This is a genomic window from Pseudomonas medicaginis (assembly GCF_965119365.1).
In the GTDB taxonomy this organism is placed as follows: domain Bacteria; phylum Pseudomonadota; class Gammaproteobacteria; order Pseudomonadales; family Pseudomonadaceae; genus Aquipseudomonas.
Map to the genome: position 1 here is coordinate 1,597,483 of NZ_OZ221631.1, position 15,365 is coordinate 1,612,847.

The 15,365-nt window shown below is 60.2% G+C and carries 18 protein-coding genes; 10 read left to right on the forward strand and 8 right to left on the reverse strand.

Annotated features, from left to right (window positions below):
- Window positions 1-51 precede the first annotated feature (51 nt).
- The 3 genes from ACMTA2_RS07010 to recX all read left to right on the forward strand — a co-directional run bounded on the left by ACMTA2_RS07010 (window position 52) and on the right by recX (window position 2,164).
- Entirely contained in the window at window positions 52-552 is a 501-nt protein-coding gene (locus tag ACMTA2_RS07010) for a CinA family protein (RefSeq protein ID WP_413794263.1), read from the forward strand.
- An 83-nt stretch (window positions 553-635) separates the two neighbouring features.
- The gene (gene recA, locus ACMTA2_RS07015; RefSeq protein ID WP_003198351.1) at window positions 636-1,688 is read left to right on the forward strand and encodes a recombinase RecA; all 1,053 of its coding nucleotides are present in this window, start codon (window positions 636-638) and stop codon (window positions 1,686-1,688) included.
- Between the two features lie 8 nt (window positions 1,689-1,696).
- Complete coding sequence (gene recX, locus ACMTA2_RS07020) at window positions 1,697-2,164, forward strand: recombination regulator RecX (protein ID WP_413794264.1); 468 nt, start codon at window positions 1,697-1,699, stop codon at window positions 2,162-2,164.
- Between the two features lie 45 nt (window positions 2,165-2,209).
- Here recX and ACMTA2_RS07025 read toward each other — a convergent pair whose 3' ends face one another.
- The gene (locus tag ACMTA2_RS07025) at window positions 2,210-3,328 is read right to left on the reverse strand and encodes an LOG family protein (RefSeq protein ID WP_413794265.1); all 1,119 of its coding nucleotides are present in this window, start codon (window positions 3,326-3,328) and stop codon (window positions 2,210-2,212) included.
- 255 nt (window positions 3,329-3,583) lie between these two features.
- Between ACMTA2_RS07025 and ACMTA2_RS07030 the strand changes: the two genes are divergently transcribed.
- Both ACMTA2_RS07030 and ACMTA2_RS07035 read left to right on the forward strand, forming a co-directional pair.
- Window positions 3,584-3,709, forward strand: coding sequence for a hypothetical protein (locus tag ACMTA2_RS07030; protein WP_413794266.1), 126 nt, complete (start codon window positions 3,584-3,586; stop codon window positions 3,707-3,709).
- A gap of 84 nt (window positions 3,710-3,793) precedes the next feature.
- Entirely contained in the window at window positions 3,794-3,988 is a 195-nt protein-coding gene (locus tag ACMTA2_RS07035) for a hypothetical protein (protein ID WP_003198357.1), read from the forward strand.
- On the opposite strand, the gene ACMTA2_RS07040 is transcribed toward ACMTA2_RS07035, so the two are convergent.
- The gene (locus ACMTA2_RS07040; RefSeq protein ID WP_003198359.1) at window positions 3,989-4,411 is read right to left on the reverse strand and encodes a quorum-sensing-regulated virulence factor family protein; all 423 of its coding nucleotides are present in this window, start codon (window positions 4,409-4,411) and stop codon (window positions 3,989-3,991) included.
- Between the two features lie 186 nt (window positions 4,412-4,597).
- On the opposite strand from ACMTA2_RS07040, the gene ACMTA2_RS07045 reads away from it, so the two are divergent.
- The 3 genes from ACMTA2_RS07045 (at window position 4,598) to ACMTA2_RS07055 (ending at window position 6,650) form a co-directional block, all read left to right on the forward strand.
- Window positions 4,598-5,344, forward strand: a complete 747-nt coding sequence (locus tag ACMTA2_RS07045; RefSeq protein WP_413794267.1) for a tRNA-uridine aminocarboxypropyltransferase — start codon at window positions 4,598-4,600, stop codon at window positions 5,342-5,344.
- Between the two features lie 217 nt (window positions 5,345-5,561).
- The gene (gene erdR / locus ACMTA2_RS07050; protein ID WP_413794268.1) at window positions 5,562-6,215 is read left to right on the forward strand and encodes a response regulator transcription factor ErdR; all 654 of its coding nucleotides are present in this window, start codon (window positions 5,562-5,564) and stop codon (window positions 6,213-6,215) included.
- A gap of 72 nt (window positions 6,216-6,287) precedes the next feature.
- Entirely contained in the window at window positions 6,288-6,650 is a 363-nt protein-coding gene (locus ACMTA2_RS07055) for a diacylglycerol kinase (protein ID WP_413794269.1), read from the forward strand.
- 4 nt (window positions 6,651-6,654) lie between these two features.
- On the opposite strand, the gene ACMTA2_RS07060 is transcribed toward ACMTA2_RS07055, so the two are convergent.
- Window positions 6,655-7,581: a LysR family transcriptional regulator gene (locus ACMTA2_RS07060; protein ID WP_024617637.1), complete on the reverse strand. Its 927-nt coding sequence runs from the start codon at window positions 7,579-7,581 to the stop codon at window positions 6,655-6,657.
- Between the two features lie 121 nt (window positions 7,582-7,702).
- Between ACMTA2_RS07060 and fpr the strand changes: the two genes are divergently transcribed.
- The gene (gene fpr, locus ACMTA2_RS07065) at window positions 7,703-8,482 is read left to right on the forward strand and encodes a ferredoxin-NADP reductase (protein WP_003184787.1); all 780 of its coding nucleotides are present in this window, start codon (window positions 7,703-7,705) and stop codon (window positions 8,480-8,482) included.
- A 204-nt stretch (window positions 8,483-8,686) separates the two neighbouring features.
- On the opposite strand, the gene tsaA is transcribed toward fpr, so the two are convergent.
- The 5 genes from tsaA to rimO form a co-directional block, all read right to left on the reverse strand.
- The gene (gene tsaA / locus ACMTA2_RS07070; RefSeq protein WP_413794270.1) at window positions 8,687-9,385 is read right to left on the reverse strand and encodes a tRNA (N6-threonylcarbamoyladenosine(37)-N6)-methyltransferase TrmO; all 699 of its coding nucleotides are present in this window, start codon (window positions 9,383-9,385) and stop codon (window positions 8,687-8,689) included.
- Window positions 9,386-9,630: 245 nt separating this feature from the next.
- Window positions 9,631-10,092 carry a YehS family protein gene (locus ACMTA2_RS07075; RefSeq protein ID WP_413794271.1) on the reverse strand — a complete coding sequence of 154 codons (462 nt, stop codon included), beginning with the start codon at window positions 10,090-10,092 and terminating at the stop codon, window positions 9,631-9,633.
- 58 nt (window positions 10,093-10,150) lie between these two features.
- Window positions 10,151-10,861: an rRNA pseudouridine synthase gene (locus tag ACMTA2_RS07080; protein ID WP_413794272.1), complete on the reverse strand. Its 711-nt coding sequence runs from the start codon at window positions 10,859-10,861 to the stop codon at window positions 10,151-10,153.
- Window positions 10,862-10,944: 83 nt separating this feature from the next.
- Complete coding sequence (locus ACMTA2_RS07085) at window positions 10,945-11,418, reverse strand: GNAT family N-acetyltransferase (RefSeq protein ID WP_413794273.1); 474 nt, start codon at window positions 11,416-11,418, stop codon at window positions 10,945-10,947.
- Window positions 11,419-11,715: 297 nt separating this feature from the next.
- Entirely contained in the window at window positions 11,716-13,056 is a 1,341-nt protein-coding gene (gene rimO / locus ACMTA2_RS07090) for a 30S ribosomal protein S12 methylthiotransferase RimO (protein WP_413794274.1), read from the reverse strand.
- 334 nt (window positions 13,057-13,390) lie between these two features.
- Here rimO and ACMTA2_RS07095 point away from each other — a divergent pair, with 334 nt between their 5' ends.
- Window positions 13,391-15,232: a potassium transporter Kup gene (locus tag ACMTA2_RS07095; RefSeq protein ID WP_413795605.1), complete on the forward strand. Its 1,842-nt coding sequence runs from the start codon at window positions 13,391-13,393 to the stop codon at window positions 15,230-15,232.
- Window positions 15,233-15,365 lie beyond the last annotated feature (133 nt).

Below are 15,365 nucleotides of genomic sequence, written 5' to 3' on the forward strand. Positions count from 1 at the left end.
TCGGCCGCTCGTGTACGGTAGGTCTCCATCGCGTCGAATCTGGAGAGCACCGTGGACGACATTACCGAACTGGCCGCTGAACTGGGCAGGCGCCTGCAGCGGCTCAATGCCCATGTCACCACGGCCGAGTCCTGTACCGGTGGCGGGATTGCCGAGGCGATTACCCGGGTTCCCGGGAGTTCGGCCTGGTTCGAGGCCGGTTATGTCACTTACTCCAATCGCCAGAAGAGCCAGCAACTTGAGGTACCGGCCGAGTTGTTCGAGCAGGTCGGGGCGGTCAGCCGCGAGGTGGTCGAAGCCATGGCGCGAGGGGCCCAGCACAAGAGCCTGGCGCGTTATGCCGTGGCCGTCAGTGGCGTGGCGGGGCCGGACGGGGGCTCGCCCAACAAACCGGTGGGCACCGTGTGGCTGGCCTGGGGCGTTGGCGAGGCGGTGATCAGCGAGCAGCGGTTCTTTGCAGGCAACCGCGACGAGGTCCGCCGACAAACGGTGAAGGCCGCGCTAGAGGGCCTGCTGCAACATGCTGCTGTAGAAATCTCAAATCAGGGGTAGGCGTTCCTCAATCGCTGTGGAATAATACTGGCTACTTATACAGGTGTTGGCCGTCAGGCCTTATTGATTACGTGAGGACTTTAATGGACGACAACAAGAAGAAAGCCTTGGCTGCGGCCTTGGGTCAGATCGAACGTCAATTCGGCAAGGGTGCCGTGATGCGTATGGGCGATCAGGACCGTCAGGCTATTCCTTCCATCTCCACCGGCTCCCTGGGCCTGGACATTGCGCTGGGCATCGGCGGCCTGCCAAAAGGCCGAATCGTTGAAATCTACGGTCCTGAATCTTCCGGTAAGACCACGCTGACCCTGTCCGTGATCGCCCAGGCCCAAAAAGCTGGCGCGACGTGCGCCTTCGTCGACGCCGAACACGCCCTGGACCCGGAATACGCCGGCAAACTGGGCGTCAACGTCGACGACCTGCTGGTTTCCCAACCGGACACCGGCGAGCAGGCCCTGGAAATCACCGACATGCTGGTGCGTTCCAACGCGGTTGACGTGATCATCGTCGACTCCGTGGCGGCATTGGTGCCGAAGGCTGAAATCGAAGGTGAAATGGGCGACATGCACGTGGGCCTCCAGGCTCGCCTGATGTCCCAGGCCCTGCGCAAGATCACCGGTAACATCAAGAACGCCAACTGCCTGGTGATCTTCATCAACCAGATCCGTATGAAGATCGGCGTGATGTTCGGCAGCCCGGAAACCACCACCGGTGGTAACGCACTGAAGTTCTACGCCTCGGTTCGCCTCGACATCCGCCGTACTGGCGCGGTGAAAGAAGGTGATGAAGTGGTGGGTAGCGAAACCCGCGTCAAGGTCGTGAAGAACAAGGTGGCTTCGCCGTTCCGTCAGGCCGAGTTCCAGATTCTCTACGGCAAGGGCATCTACCTCAATGGCGAAATGATCGACCTGGGTGTGTTGCACGGTTTTGTCGAGAAATCGGGCGCCTGGTATGCCTACAACGGTACCAAGATCGGTCAGGGCAAGGCCAACTCGGCCAAGTTCCTGGCGGATAACCCGGAAGTTGCAGCTGCCCTCGAGAAGCAGTTGCGTGACAAGCTGTTGAGCCCGGTGGCAGACGTCAAGTCCGTGGCTAATCGCGAGACGGCTGACGACCTGGCAGACGCTGACATCTGATCGATTCGATGACCGTCGTACTCGATACCCTCGTCGCGGTGCGGCGAACCGCAATGGACCTGCTCGCCAGGCGCGAGCACGGACGAGTCGAGCTGACGCGTAAACTGCGTCAGCGCGGCGCGACCGACGAGTTGATCGACACAGCCCTCGACCGTTTGACTGAAGAGGGCCTGCTGTCGGAGTCCCGTTATCTGGAAAGCTTCGTCGCTTATCGTGCTCGCTCTGGCTATGGTCCTTTGCGCATTCGTGAGGAACTGGGCCAGCGCGGCTTGCAACGTCCGGATATCGAGCTCGCCCTGCGCGAAAGCGGTATTGATTGGCAGGAGTACCTGACGGACACCTGGCGTCGCAAGTTCTCAGGGCATTTGCCCATCGATGCACGAGAACGAGCCAAGCAAGGACGTTTCCTGGCGTACCGAGGTTACTCCATGGAAATGATCAACCGCTTGTTCAGCGGTCGTGGTATGGATGATTGAATTAAAACGGCTCGCTATTTCGATAGCGGGCCGTTTTTTATGGGCTCAGGTAACCTTGATCGGCTCCCATGTGAGGGGGTGGTTTTTTGGGGTGGGCTGGGCCCAGTTTTCCGGCAGGTTGATGTAATCCACCAACTCCCTCAAGCGACCGTGATCACGCGCATTGAAGGCAAACGTCAGCCGTGTCAGATGACTGAAGCGGGCCTCGTCATGTTCTTCACCGCTGTAGTCATGTTGATGAAAACAATCGTTCAAGCACAGGTCGGCGAAATCTACCTGCATCTGCTGCAGTGCCTGTTCGCTTAATGTGTGATTCATGCGTATCACGAACTGATGCTTGAGCCAGCGACTGGAGTGGAAGTTGCGGTAGAACTGGTTGATCTCTTCCACGGCCTCTTCGGCGTTGTACACCAGGCGCATCAGCTTCATGTCGGTGGGCAGGATGTAGCGGTTTTCCTCCAATTGCTCGCGGATAAAGTTCAGGGCGCCTTGCCAGAACTTGCCCCCAGGGACGTCCAGCAGGACCACGGGTACCAGTGGGCTTTTACCGGTTTGAACCAGCGTCAGGACTTCCAGCGCCTCATCGAGCGTGCCGAAACCGCCGGGACAGAGCACCAGCGCGTCGGCCTCCTTGACGAAAAACAACTTGCGGGTGAAGAAAAAGTGGAACGGCAGCAGGTTCGACGTGCCTTCGACGGTCGGGTTTGCATGCTGCTCGAAAGGCAGGGTGATATTGAACCCCAGGCTATGGTCACGCCCTGCGCCTTCATGGGCAGCGGCCATGATGCCACCGCCGGCACCGGTGATGACCATCATGTCCGAACGGGCCAGCGCCGCCCCCAGCTCTCGGGCCAGGCCATACAGCGGATGTTCGATGGGCGTTCGTGCCGAGCCGAAGACCGTGACCTTGCGCCGGCCCTTGAACTGCTCGAGGGTGCGGAAGGCGTGTTCCAGTTCCCTCAGGGCTTGTAGCGTGATCTTGGCATTCCAGCGGTTGTGATCTTCCTGGGCCATGCGCAGCACGGTCAGGATCATGTCTCGGTAAATGGGGAGGTTGGGGCTGTTGGGGGACACCAGGTTGAGTTGTTCTTCAACCTTGCGGGTCAGGTCGTGGCCGTGGTTTTCAAAATGACGACTGAGCAGGTCATTCGGTTTGTAAGGCATTCAGCTTCTCCTTCTTAACAGGACCCTGGCCCGGACGAGAGATTCATCAGGGCCACGACACTCCGTGTGTCGTCGTCAGCCCAGGCATCGGCCTGGAGGTTGACCTGGCTTGGCGCGGTCTGCGGCAGGGCGACCTAGCCATCCAGCGGGTTCTGTTTTTCCCTTTGATAAAAACAATCACATGCCAAGGTGTTGGCCGGGCAGCCTCTTTCTGCCTGATGAAAATACTATGGATACTTCTGAATCTAGACCGTCATGCCGATCTTTGCTGCCCTGATCATGGCGCTCGAAAGCAACTGTTGGCAACCGCTGATACAGGCGCTGAAATATCGCGCCGCTCGTCAGATTGCCGGCCGGGTGCGTGCCGCTCTGATTTACTGATAACAAGCGTGCCAATGCAATTGACGCCCAGGGCTGGGCGCCACGTGAAGGATTGAAGCGAATCGGGGCAGGGAGGCGGAAGAAATGACCAGGGTCACTCTGGAGCTCGACAGGCAGTTGTACTTGATGCTGTTGGAATCGGCACAGGCCAATCGAGTGAGTCTTGAGGAGGAATGCTGTCGCCGGCTGGGCGGGCGAGCATGGCGCTCGCGTTACCTGCAGGCGCTGGTGGCGGAGTTGCGCGCCGACGATGAGCAGCGGCGCGCAAGCTCGGGTTGATCACTTCTTCGTCTTGGCCGGTTTCGGGCAATCCGACTCCTGGAAGCGCTCGGTCGCGACGGGGCGGTTGGTCTTGACCTCGGTGAACTCGTAGCGCATGGTCGCGCCCTTTGCCATCAACTTGCGAAAGCCAGGATTCGTGCACACCGTGGAGCCCAGCTGGAAATATACGGCCTTGGGGTCTGCGCGCATTTTCTGGGCATGGCTGCTTTGCACGCTGAGATGGTTGATCAGCTCAGTGCCTTCGACGGTATAACCCTGGTCGAGTATGTCTTCGTTGATCGCCCGCGGCGTACCGACGCTACTTTCCTTGGCGACGTTCTGCAGCATCTTGTTCAGTTCGAGTTCTTTCAGCGAGGCAGCCTGAGCGCTGAAGGACGTCGCCAGCAGAACGGCAACGGTAGGGACGATAAGGCGCAGCATGAAACTCTCCTGGTTCAGTGACAGGTGGTTCGACCGATCACATGACTGTGCGTTCAGTGGCCGGGGATTATAGGGGAGCCCGGGTGGCCGGTACAGGTTCGTGCGCTCTGGTAGACTGCCGGTCTTTATTGCCCTGCCGAGTGTGTTGTTCGTGTCGAGTTTTCCTGTCTGTCGGCGTTGCCCACGATGAATCACGCCCCTAACGCCGTCGCCCGCCTGCGCGACCAGCGCATCGATGAAGGGATCAAGCCGATCCAGGCCCGAGGCTGGCGCGCCCCGCGTTGCAGCGCCTGCCGGGTGATCGAGAGCCATTGCCTGTGCGCCTGGCGTCCGAGCGTCGAGACCCGTTCCGGGATTTGTCTGATCATGACCAACAAGGAAGTGTTCAAGCCGAGCAATACCGGTTGGCTGATCGCCGATGTGGTGCGCGACAATCATGCGTTCATCTGGTCGCGTACCGAGATCGATGAGCAACTGCTGGCGTTGCTGAACGATCCGCAATGGCAACCCTACCTGGTGTTTCCGGGCGAATACGTTGAGCCTTCGCGGGTGACCCATACGGTCGACCTCGATCAGTCCAAGCGCCCGCTGTTCATTCTGCTGGACGCGACCTGGACCGAGGCTCGGAAGATTTTTCGTAAAAGCCCGTATCTCGACCGATTGCCGATCCTGAGCCTGCTGCCCGACAGGCTGTCACGCTACCGCTTGCGTCGTTCGACCCGCAGCGAGCACCTGTGCACTGCGGAGGTGGCGGCATTGTGTCTCGAATTGGCAGGGGACAGCGATGCAGCATCGGCCCTGGACGCCTATTTCGATGTATTCAGCCAGCACTACCTGGGCGCCAAGGGCCAGCAGGAGGTGAACGTGTCGACCCCGGCCCATGCCGAGTTGCAACCCTTCATTCGTAGGCCGCCCGCAATATTGGCCAAATAGTGGCCCATACTGGACACAGGGACGACCGTGCTGCTTGACCACCCCGGCTTCGCTGGGCATGCTTGGCGCCGACCAGGGCGCCGCCATGTTTCAAACGCCACGTTGTTCGGCGTTGCACGTGCCCCTGTGGATGCCGCAGCCGGGCGGTGTCTCGAGTTGCATTGGCGAGGCGCGAACGCATCGGGCCAGCCATTAAAAAAACAGGATCATTTGAAAAATGGCCACATACGAAATCCTGATTGCCGATGATCACCCGCTCTTTCGGAGTGCGTTGCGTCAGGCGGTGACCCTGGGCCTTGGCCCGGATGTCCGGTTGACGGAAGTGGCCAGTATCGCGGAACTGGAGGCCCGGCTCACGGACAAGGCCGACTGGGACCTGGTGTTGCTGGATCTGAACATGCCCGGTGCCTACGGTTTTTCGGGGCTGGTGCTGTTGCGCGGTCAATACCCGCAGATCCCCGTGGTCATGGTCTCGGCCCAAGAAGAGGCCTCGGTGATGGTCAAGGCCCGGGAGTTCGGCGCCAGCGGGTTCATACCCAAGTCCAGTTCCCTTGAAATGATTCAACAGGCTGTGAAGGCGGTCCTGGACGGCGATGTCTGCTGGCCGCCCCAGGCGTTCGAAGCGGTGAGCGTGTCCGAGGAGGCCAAGGCCGCCAGCGAGGGGTTGGCCAGCCTCACGCCGCAGCAGTTTCGAGTGTTGACCATGGTCTGTGAAGGCTTGCTGAACAAGCAGATTGCTTATGAACTGAACGTGTCGGAGGCCACCATCAAGGCCCACGTCACGGCGATCTTCCGTAAACTGAACGTACGCACCCGGACCCAGGCGGCCTTGCTGCTGCAACAACTTGAGTCAATTTCGCCGCAGGCTTGATGCGCCGCTTCACGCTTTTTTGACCGGGTTTGAATTAGTTTCTCCACTCCTTTTCGATCAGTTGCTCACCCTATGTCACCTTTTAAAGGCCAGACCGGCCTGAAACGTATCCTCAACGCCTCCGGCTATTCCTTGGACGGACTGCGCGCAGCTTTTGTCGGCGAAGCGGCTTTCCGTCAGTTGGTGCTGATCAACGTCGTCCTGATTCCGTTGTCCTTCTTCCTGAATGTCAGTCGTGTCGAACAGGCGCTGCTGATAGCCGTGTGCCTGCTGGCATTGATCGTGGAGCTGCTCAACTCGGCGGTGGAGGCGGCCATCGACCGCATCTCCCTGGAGCTGCACCCGTTGTCGAAAAATGCCAAGGACATGGGCAGCGCTGCCCAGTTCGTCGCCCTGACGATGATCGCGTTGGTGTGGGGCCTGGTCCTGCTGTAACGGCTCAGGCGATGGCCGGCAGCACGATTTCGTCGCTGCGCTGGGCCCCGGCGGTGAACGCCCGGCACAGTTCGAGGAATTCGCGCATGGCCGAGGTCTGGTACTTCTGTTTATGCCAGATGAAATAGAACTGCCGCGCCAGGTCCATGTCCGGGGTTTCCACCGCGACGAGGCTGCCACGGCGGAAGGCGTCGCGCAGGGCCAGGCGTGAGATGCAGCCAATGCCCAGGCCCGATTCCACGGCGCGCTTGATCGCTTCGGTGTGTTCCAGCTCCAGGCGGATGTTCAACGCACTGCGGTGGTGACGCATGGCCTGGTCGAAGGTCAGGCGGGTGCCGGAACCCTGTTCCCGCAGAATCCACGCCTCATGGGTCAGTTCCTCCATGGTCGCCTGGCCGCGCTTGGCCAGCGGGTGTTGAGGGGCGCAGAACACCACCAGTTCGTCCTCGACCCAGCTTTGCACTTCGATGTCCGGATGGCTGCAGTCGCCCTCGATTAGACCCAGATCAATTTCGTAGTGGGCAACCTGGTGCACGATATTGGCAGTGTTCTGGACATGCAGCTTCACCTGGCTTTCCGGATGGCGTTGCATGAAGCCGCCGATCAACAAGGTCGCCAGGTAATTGCCGATGGTCAGCGTGGCACCGACCGCCAGTGAGCCGAAACCGGACTTGCCATTGAGCAAGTCTTCGATTTCCTTGGCCTGGTCCAACAGCGCCACTGCCTGGGGCAGCAGCTGTTTGCCCAAGGCATTGAGGCTCAGGCGTTTGCCGGCACGGTCGAACAACTGGCAGCTCGATTGCCGCTCCAGTTCGGTGATGGAGGTGCTGGCCGCCGACTGCGACAGATTGAGTTGGCCCGCAGCGCGAGACACGCTTTCTTGCTGGGCGACGGCGACGAAGACTTGAAGTTGACGTAGAGTAAATCGCATATCTATATAACCGATAACCCTTATCTTAATAATCCATTTAACAGATATTGTCGCCGCCATTAGAATGCGATGCAATTGCGCAGATTATCGGCGCAGGCATCATTCCCAGGAGTCCCCGTACATGAGCAACATGAACCACGAGCGTGTCCTCAGTGTTCATCACTGGAACGACACTCTGTTCAGCTTCAAGTGCACCCGCGATCCGGGTCTGCGCTTCGAGAACGGTCAGTTCGTGATGATCGGCCTGCAACAGCCCAACGGCCGCCCGCTTATGCGCGCTTACTCGATTGCCAGCCCGAACTGGGAAGAGCATCTCGAATTCTTCAGCATCAAGGTGCCCGATGGTCCGCTGACTTCCCAGTTGCAGCACCTGAAGGAAGGCGACGAGATCATCATCAGCAAGAAACCCACCGGCACCCTCGTGCTGGACGATCTCAAGCCTGGCAAGCATTTGTACCTGCTCAGCACCGGCACCGGGCTGGCGCCGTTCATGAGCGTCATCCAGGATCCGGAAACCTATGAGCGTTTCGAAAAAGTGATCCTGTGCCACGGCGTGCGTTACGTCAATGAAGTCGCGTACCGCGAGTTCATCACCGAACACTTGCCGCAGAACGAGTTCTTCGGCGAAGCCCTGCGTGACAAGCTGATCTACTACCCGACCGTGACGCGCGAGCCGTTCGAGAACGAAGGCCGTCTGACCGACCTGATGCGCAGCGGCAAGCTGTTCCGCGACATCGGCCTGCCACCGATCAACCCCCAGGACGACCGCGCCATGCTGTGCGGCAGCCCGAGCATGCTCGACGAGACCAGTGAAGTGCTCAACAGCTTCGGCCTGACCGTTTCGCCGCGTATGCGCGAGCCGGGTGACTACCTGATCGAGCGGGCGTTTGTAGAGAAGTAAAGCTGTATTTGTGGAGTCTGATAGATCGCTATCGCGAGCAAGCTCGCTCCCACAGGGTTTGTGTTGAGTCATATTTTGGTGAACAACCCAGATCGAGTGTGGGAGCGAGCTTGCTCGCGATTGCAGCGTATCGATCCAACAGTACCCGCAAAAAAAGCCCGCGCCGCCTGATGAAGGCCGCGCGGGCTTTTTTGTTTTCGGGTTTTATTTGACCGCAGGAACCACTTCCAACACCCGGATCAACCCCGCCTGCGGATAATGCCAGCGAACGTCCAGATCCCAGAATTGCGCGCCATATTCCCGTTCGGCGGCAGGCCTTTGGTACGCCGGGCGGGGATCTTGCGCCAGGCATTGCTCAATCAGCTCTACCAAGGGTTCTCCCAGGCGCGTGGCGTGCTCGCGCGCTTGAAGCAGGGCAGTGTCCGTCCATTGCACCGGAATCAACTCAGGCGCTGCGCTGGCGATGCTGTTGGACGCCGAGTCGATGATGTCGGCGTAAGGCACGTAGGGCTTGATATCGAGCACCGGGGTGCCGTCCAGCAAATCGATACCCGAGAGCCACAGGCGCCCGGCTTCGACCCGTTCCAGCTTGACCACCGACTGGCCGATGCCGTTAGGGCGATGGGTGGCGCGGGTGGCGAATACGCCCATGGACGTGTTGCCACCCAGGCGCGGCGGGCGCACTTTGAGTCGCGGCTTGTCTTCCAGGGCCTGGTGGAACAGGAACAGCAGCCAGACATGACTGACCTGCTCCAGGCCCTGTACCGCTTCGCCCTGGTCGAACGGCGCCACCAGCTCCAGCACGCCGCGTGCGGCGGGGGCCAATTGCGGTTGGCGGGGAATGGCGAACTTCTCCTTGAAGCAGGAGCGGACGAAGCCGATGGGGGAGACGCTGTAAGTCATGGGCTGGGATCGAGGCGGGGTTGAATGGGCATCATAGCGCGGGGCCAAGATTGACACTGACCTTGTGGCGAGAGCGCTTATGTGGCGAGGGGATTCATCCCCGTTGGGCTGCGAAGCGGGCCCCAAACCAGGCAACTCGGTGTACCTGGAAAATTGAGTTCACTGTTTTTAGGGCTGCTGCGCAGCCCAGCGGGGATGAATCCCCTCGCCACAGGGCTCTGCAAAAGTCAGCAGATATCCAGGAATCAGCCGCGAACGCGCAACGTCAGGCCCTTGAGGAAGTTACGCAGCAATTGGTCGCCACACGGGCGGTAGTTGGTGTGGCCGAACTTGCGGAACAGCGCGCTCAGTTCCGGCTTGGACACCGGGAACTCGGCAGCCTTGAGGATGGCGTGCATGTCGTCCTCCTTCAGCTCGAAGGCCACCCGCAGCTTCTTGAGGATGATGTTGTTGGTCACCGGGATTTCGATCGGTTGCGGCGGACGGCTTTCGTCCTTGCCACGCTTGAAGATCACCAGGCCATCGAGAAAATGCGCCATGACCTCGTCAGGGCAGAACACGAAGCCTTCTTCCTCGTCTTTCTTGAGGTAGCCCGCCAGGTCCGCCAGGGAGACGTCCAGGCCGCCGAGCTTGATGATCTCGATGACTTTCTTGTCGCTGATGTCGAGCATGTAGCGCACGCTGCGCAGTACGTCGTTGTGAATCATGTGTGCAGTCCTGATCAATCGACAGTGGGCGCCTGCATTCGGTGCGGCGCCGGGAAAATTAGAATTTCTCTTTGGCAGACAGGTAGCGCCACTGGCCCAGCGGCACTTTGCCGATGGATACGCCGCCGATGCGGATGCGGCGAATGGCGACGACCTTGAGCCCGACCGCCTGGCAAAACAGAGCGATAACTCCGGGCTGGGGGTTTTTCATGGCAAAGCGCAGGCGGTTCTCGTTCTGCCAACTGGCCTTGACCGCTGGCAGTTCCTTGCCCTTGTAGGTCAAGCCATGGTTCAGGCGATTGAGGCCATGGGCGACCATGTCGCCTTCGACTTCCACCACGTATTCCTGCTCGATCTTGGCGGCGTCGGCGGTGAGCTTGCGCAAGACTTTCCAGTCCTGGGTGAACACCAGCAGCCCGCTGGCGTTGGCCTGCAGGTCGGCGCTGGCGGTCAGGCGCAGGAAATGGCCCTTGAGCGGGCGTTTGCCGAAGCGATGTTCTTCGCTCAGGGTCTGCGGTCCAAGGGACGCCATCGCGGTCTCTACATCCATGCCTGCCGGGACGTTGAGCAGAAGCGTCACCGGCTCCGGCGCGGTGGCCTTGGCCTCGGGGTCGAGTTCGACCTTCTGGGTGGTGACCTTGAACTGCGGCTCATCGATCACTTCGCCATCCACGGTGACCCAGCCGCCCTCGATGAACAACTCAGCCTCCCGACGGGAACAGCCAACGAGTTCGATGAGGCGTTTGGAGAGACGAATCGGGTCAGTCATGACGGGGGCCGTAACAAAAAGAGGGTGGGCATTGTACCTGCCTGGCGCCGGTTAATCGCGGGTCCATTTGCCTCATGCCGCTTTTAGCCGCGTCCGGTCTTCAGGTCCGGCTGCTTGTAGCGCATGTGCAGCAATGGGTAGGGCTGGTTCATGCCATCTTTTGCCGAGCGCCCGATCACTTCGAAGCCTTGCTTGAGGTAAAAGCCCAAGGCTTGCGGGTTCTGTTCGTTGACGTCCAGTTGATCGGCGTTCAGGTGTTCCATGGCGTAGCGCAGCAACAGCTTGCCCAGTCCCTGGCCGCGGTGCCGTGGGTCGATGAAGAGCATCTCCACCTTGCCGGCCGCGACACCGGCGAACCCCGTGATTCGCTGGCGCGCGTCACGGGTGCAAATGAGCATCACCGCATCCAGGTAGCGGGTGAGCACCAGGTTTTTCAGCAGCTCGATGTAGCTGTCTGGCAGAAACTCATGGGTGGCCCGCACCGAGGCCTCCCAAACCTGGGTCAGCTCCTGGTAATCGCTCGGTTTCGGTGTATGGATGACCGAATGCTGGCGCATGTCCGCCTGTTCCTTGTGCTGGATGTGCTGGGTTTCTCCATACGATAGCCGTAAAAAAGCCCCGCATCTTGTCGCAAGGCAGGGCTTTTTGGTTTTTTCGAGGCGGGCGAGTGGCTCAATAGTTGTAAGCACAGAACCTGTGGCGAGGGGATTTATCCCGCTGGGCAGCGAAGCAGCCCCAAAACCGCAGACTCAATTGAGCTTGGGGGAAGTTTTCTTGCTCAGGGACGCTTCGCGCCCCAGCGGGGATAAATCCCCTCGCCACAAAAGCCGCTTCGGCTTTAGTCCAAGTAGGGATCAACCAATCTGTTCAGCCCACAAGTCATACTCATCGGCGTCGGTCACCTTGCACCAGACCTTGTCCCCTGGCTTGAGGTTGCTGCCGTTGTCGATGAAGACGTTGCCGTCGATTTCCGGCGCATCGAAGAAGCAGCGGCCCACGGCGCCTTGCTCGTCCACTTCATCCACCAGCACTTCGATTTCACGGCCGATGCGCATTTGCAGGCGCGCCGAGCTGATGGCCTGCTGGTGCGCCATGAAGCGCTCCCAGCGGTCCTGCTTGACGTCGTCCGGCACAACGGCCAGGTCCAGGTCGTTGGCCGGTGCGCCTTCGACAGGGGAGTACTGGAAGCAGCCGACGCGGTCGAGCTGGGCTTCGGTCAGCCAATCCAGCAGGTACTGGAAATCTTCTTCGGTTTCGCCGGGGAAGCCGACGATGAAGGTCGAGCGGATGATCAGGTCCGGGCAGATTTCGCGCCAGTTCTTGATGCGGGCCAGGGTCTTGTCTTCGAACGCCGGGCGTTTCATGGCCTTGAGGACTTTCGGGCTGGCGTGCTGGAACGGAATGTCCAGGTACGGCAGGATCTTGCCGGCGGCCATCAGGGGGATCAGTTCGTCGACATGGGGATACGGGTAGACGTAATGCAGGCGGACCCAGACGCCGAGGGTGCTGAGGGCTTCGCACAGCTCGGTCATGCGGGTTTTCACCGGCGCGCCGTTCCAGAAGCCGGTGCGGTATTTCACGTCGACGCCGTAGGCGCTGGTGTCTTGGGATATCACCAGCAGCTCCTTGACGCCGGCCTTGACCAGGCGCTGGGCCTCGTCGAGCACATCGCCCACCGGGCGGCTCACCAGCTTGCCGCGCATCGACGGGATGATGCAGAAGCTGCAACTGTGGTTGCAGCCTTCGGAAATCTTCAGGTAGGCGTAGTGGCGCGGGGTCAGCTTGATGCCTTGTGGCGGCACCAGGTCGATCAGCGGGTTGTGGTCCTGGCGTGGCGGCACTACGTCGTGCACGGCGTTGACCACCTGCTCGTACTGCTGCGGACCCGTCACGGACAACACGCTAGGGTGCACGTTGCGGATGTTGCCTTCTTCCACGCCCATGCAGCCGGTGACGATGACCTTGCCGTTTTCCTTGATGGCTTCGCCGATCACTTCCAGGGACTCGGCCTTGGCCGAATCGATGAAGCCGCAGGTGTTGACCACGACCACGTCGGCGTCCTGATACGTGGACACGACGTCGTAGCCTTCCATGCGCAACTGGGTCAGGATGCGCTCGGAGTCGACCAGAGCCTTCGGGCAACCCAGGGATACGAAGCCAACCTTCGGGTTGGCGGGCGCGGTAGTGGTGGACATGTCTAACCTCGGTGTAGGGGGATCGTCTCTTGCCGAGACAGGGCGCCTGGCGCGCCTCTGATCAAAAAGTGCGCAATTCTATCCAGGGTCGACGCACTTGACCAGCTTTATACCGGGAAATACGACGAGTGCTGCGCTATGCTTCGCGGCTTTGTGCTCTGACGATTGCTACAGTCAACAAAACGTCTGTAACAATACGTAAAACCGCACATGCTGCCTCGCTACAGCAGGGGGCTTCGTTCAAGAAGACAGGTCTGGGAATCGGGAGTGTTGGATGGGTCATGCAAGTAGTCAGGCGGTAGGTGCCGAGCATTCGGCAGCGAAACCGCTGAGCATGCTGGTCGCGGCGGTCGGAGTGGTTTATGGCGACATTGGCACGAGCCCGTTGTACACCCTCAAGGAAGTGTTTTCCGGTGCCTATGGGGTGCCCGCCAACCACGATGGGGTGCTGGGAATTCTATCGCTGATCTTCTGGTCGCTGATCTGGGTCGTGTCGATCAAGTACATGATGTTCGTGCTGCGCGCCGACAACCAGGGCGAGGGCGGGATCATGGCGCTCACCGCTCTGGCGCGGCGAGCGGCTGCGGGAAGAGCGCGTCTGCGGGCATTCCTGGTGATTTGCGGTTTGATCGGCGCGGCGCTGTTCTACGGTGACAGCATGATCACGCCGGCGATCTCCGTGCTCTCGGCGATTGAAGGTCTTGGTCTGGCGTTCGAAGGCATCGACCACTGGGTGGTGCCTTTGTCGCTGGTGGTGCTGGTGGGGCTGTTCCTGATCCAGCGCCACGGTACCGCGCGGATTGGCATCCTGTTCGGCCCGATCATGGTGACCTGGTTCCTGGTGCTCGGCGCCCTGGGTGTGTATGGCATCGTTCAACGTCCTGAAGTGTTGCAGGCGGTGAGCCCGGCCTGGGCCGTGCGTTTTTTTATCGTCCACCCGGGCATGGGCGTGGCGATCCTCGGCGCCGTGGTGTTGGCGCTGACCGGCGCCGAAGCGCTGTACGCCGACATGGGCCACTTCGGCCGCAAACCGATTGCCCGGGCCTGGTTCATGCTGGTGCTGCCGGCGTTGATGCTCAATTATTTCGGTCAGGGCGCGTTGCTGCTGGGTGACCCGGCAACGGCGCGCAACCCGTTCTATCTGCTGGCACCGAGTTGGGCGTTGCTCCCGTTGGTGGGCCTGGCGACCCTGGCCACGGTGATCGCTTCCCAGGCGGTGATTTCCGGTGCGTTTTCCCTGACGCGCCAGGCGATCCAGCTCGGTTACATCCCGCGCATGTATATCCAGCACACCTCCAGCGCCGAGCAGGGCCAGATCTACATCGGTGCGGTGAACTGGTCGCTGATGGTCGGCGTGGTGCTGCTGGTGCTGGGGTTCGAATCTTCCGGCGCACTGGCCTCGGCCTACGGCGTGGCGGTGACCGGTACCATGTTGATGACCACGATTCTGGTGTCCGCCGTGATCCTGCTATTGTGGAAATGGCCGCCGCTGCTGGTGGTACCGCTGTTGTTCGGTTTCCTGCTGGTGGACGGTCTGTACTTCGCCGCCAACGTGCCGAAGATCATCCAGGGCGGTGCGTTCCCGGTCATTGCCGGTATTGCGTTGTTCGTGCTGATGACCACTTGGAAGCGTGGCAAGCAACTGCTGGTGGATCGCCTGGACGAAGGGGCATTGCCACTGCCGATCTTCATCAGCAGCATCCGCGTGCAACCGCCGCACCGTGTCCAGGGCACTGCCGTGTTCCTGACGGCACGTTCGGACGCCGTACCTCACGCGCTGTTGCACAATTTATTGCACAACCAGGTGCTGCATGAGCAGGTGGTGCTGTTGACGGTAGTGTATGAAGACATTCCCCGGGTCCCACCGCAACGGCGTTTCGAGGTCGATGCCTATGGCGAAGGGTTCTTCCGAGTGATCCTGCACTTTGGTTTCACCGACGAGCCGGACGTCCCGCAGGCGCTCAAGCTCTGCCATCTGGATGATCTGGACTTCAGCCCGATGCGCACCACCTACTTCCTCAGCCGCGAGACCGTCATCGCCTCCAAGCTCGAAGGCATGGCCCGCTGGCGCGAGCAACTGTTCGCCTTCATGCTGAAGAATGCCAACGGCAACCTGCGCTTTTTCAATCTGCCGTTGAACCGGGTAATCGAGCTGGGGACGCAGGTCGAGATGTAGCATCAGGAAAACAAAAAGCCCTCGTTGCCTAATGGTCGCGGGGGCTTTTTTGTGGGACTTTTTTCGATACAGCAATTGGTCGGGTAATGCTTCTCTCGCTTGATTTACGCATAACGTTGCGCAACACTTTGTG